Annotated in this window: 2 protein-coding genes; both read left to right on the top strand. The window is 76.6% G+C overall.

What is annotated here, in order from left to right:
• Nucleotides 1–172 precede the first annotated feature (172 nt).
• Entirely contained in the window at nt 173–1,363 is a 1,191-nt protein-coding gene (locus tag AB0A61_RS25925; RefSeq protein ID WP_361296746.1) for a CbiQ family ECF transporter T component, read from the top strand.
• Nucleotides 1,360–2,481: ABC transporter ATP-binding protein (locus tag AB0A61_RS25920; RefSeq protein ID WP_361296743.1), on the top strand; the 1,122-nt coding region annotated here is incomplete at its 3' end. The genes AB0A61_RS25925 and AB0A61_RS25920, both read left to right, overlap by 4 nt.

Here is a 2,481-nt window from a genome sequence, read left to right as displayed (position 1 = left end):
CCAAGCGCCCGTACCTGGCCGGGCGCCCGTACCCGGCCGGGCGTTCGCGCCTGGCCGGGCGTTCGCGCCTGGCCGGGCATTCGTGCCCAGACAGGCGCTCGGACCTGGCCGGGCATTCGTGCCCGGCCAAGCGCCCGTACCTGGCCGCGCGCTCGTGTCCGGCCGGGCGTCGATGCGCCGCCCGGCATCGATGCGCAGTCGGGCGGACGCGCCCGGCCGCGGGCAGGTGCGGGTGAGCGCGGTCGCGCGGCGCCCGGCCGGGCGCCGGCCGGCGCTGCCGGCAAGGGCCGGCAGACCTGCGTACCCGGTGCACGCGGGAGCCTGGTGGCTGTGGTCCCTCGCCCTGGGCACCGCGGCGACCCGCACCACCAACCCCCTGCTCCTCGCCCTCCTGCTCACCGTCTCCGCGCACGTCGTGGTGACCTGCCGTCCCCGCACCCCCACGGCCCGCTCCTACTCCGCCTTCGTCAGGCTCGCCCTGGCCGTCCTCCTCATCCGGCTGGCCTTCGCCGTCCTGCTCGGCTCCCCCATCCCCGGTACGCACGTGATCGTCACTCTCCCCGAAGTCCCCCTGCCGCACTGGGCCCAGGGCATCCGCCTCGGCGGCAGGGTCACCGCCGAGGCACTCGTCTTCGCCCTGTACGACGGCCTGAAGCTGGCCACCCTGCTCATCTGCGTCGGTGCCGCGAACGCCCTCGCCACCCCCGCCCGGCTGCTCAAGTCCCTTCCCGGCGCCCTGTACGAGACCGGCGTCGCCGTGGTCGTCGCCCTGACCTTCGCCCCGCACCTGGTCGCCGACGTCCAGCGCCTGCGGGCCGCCCGGCGCCTGCGCGGGCGCCCCGACCGGGGGATCCGCGGCCTGCTGCAGGTCGGACTCCCGGTCCTGGAGGGCGCCTTGGAGCGCTCCGTCGCGCTCGCCGCCGCCATGGACGCGCGCGGGTACGGCCGTACCGCCGAGGTCCCGTCCGCCGTCCGCCGCACCACCGCCGCGCTCACCCTCGGCGGTCTGCTCGGCGTCTGCGCCGGCACGTACGGGCTGCTCACCGCCGAGGGCGGCACCTACGGCCTGCCGGTCCTGCTCGTCGGACTCGCCGCCGCCCTCGCCGGTCTGTGGCTGGGCGGCCGCCGCTCCCCGCGCACCCGGTACCGCCCCGACGCCTGGAACCTCCGCTCCTGCCTGGTCGCCGGGTCCGGGGCGGCGGCCGCCGCCCTGCTGACCCTGGCCGCGTCCCGTGATCCCGAGGCCCTGCACCCCGGTGTCGTCCCGCTCGTCACCCCCCAACTTCCCCTGTGGCCCGCGGCGGCCGTGCTCCTCGGTCTGCTTCCGGCCTTCGTCGCCCCGGCACCCAAGGAGCCGATGTGATCCGCTTCGAGAACGTCTCCGTGACGTACGAGGGCGCGAACGAACCCACCGTCCGGGGCGTGGACTTCGAGGTCCCCGAGGGCGAACTCGTCCTGCTGGTCGGGCCGTCCGGGGTCGGCAAGTCCACCGTTCTCGGCGCGGTCAGCGGCCTCGTCCCGCACTTCACCGGGGGCACCCTGCGCGGCCGTGTGACGGTGGCCGGCCGGGACACCCGTACCCACAAACCGCGCGAGCTCGCCGACGTCGTCGGCACCGTCGGCCAGGACCCGCTGTCCCACTTCGTCACCGACACCGTCGAGGACGAACTCGCCTACGGCATGGAGTCGTTGGGGCTGGCCCCGGACGTGATGCGGCGGCGCGTGGAGGAGACCCTCGACCTGCTGGGCCTGGCCGGCCTGCGCGACCGCCCCATCGCCACCCTCTCCGGCGGCCAGCAGCAGCGGGTCGCGATCGGCTCCGTCCTCACCCCGCATCCGAAGGTCCTGGTCCTCGACGAGCCCACCTCGGCGCTCGATCCGGCCGCCGCCGAGGAGGTCCTCGCCGTCCTCCAGCGGCTCGTGCACGACCTCGGCACGACGGTCCTCATGGCCGAGCACCGCCTGGAACGCGTCGTCCAGTACGCCGACCGGGCGGTCCTCCTGCCCGCCCCGGGCGCAGCTCCGGTGCTCGGCGCCCCGGCCGACGTGATGGCCGTCTCGCCGGTGTACCCACCGGTGGTGGACCTGGGGCGGCTGGCCGGCTGGTCGCCGCTGCCGCTGACGGTGCGGGACGCGCGGCGCCGGGCGGCCGCGCTGCGGCAGCGGCTCGCGGAGAAGCGGCCCGCGCCCACCGCTCCCCCCGCGGCCGCCACTGGCCCCACGACGACCGCCGGCCCCGAGGCCACTGCTCAGCCCGCAACCACCACTCAGCCCGCAACCACCACTCGTCCCGAGCCCACCGCTCCCCCCGCGCCCGCCACTGGCCCCACGACGACCGCCGGCCCCGAGGCCACTGCTCAGCCCGCAACCACCACTCGTCCCGAGCCCACCGCTCCCCCCGCGGCCGCCACTGGCCCCACGACGACCGCCGGCCCCGAGGCCACTGCTCAGCCCGCAACCACCACTCAGCCCGCAACCACC

The organism is Streptomyces sp. NPDC046197, assembly GCF_040646295.1.
GTDB lineage: Bacteria > Actinomycetota > Actinomycetes > Streptomycetales > Streptomycetaceae > Streptomyces.
This window is presented reverse-complemented; position numbering and strand designations above follow the sequence as displayed.

What these genes read in the sequence shown, in the direction of transcription:
- AB0A61_RS25925 (WP_361296746.1), top strand. Translation starts at nt 173, where the DNA reads ATGCGCCGCCCGGCATCGATGCGCAGTCGGGCGGACGCGCCCGGCCGC.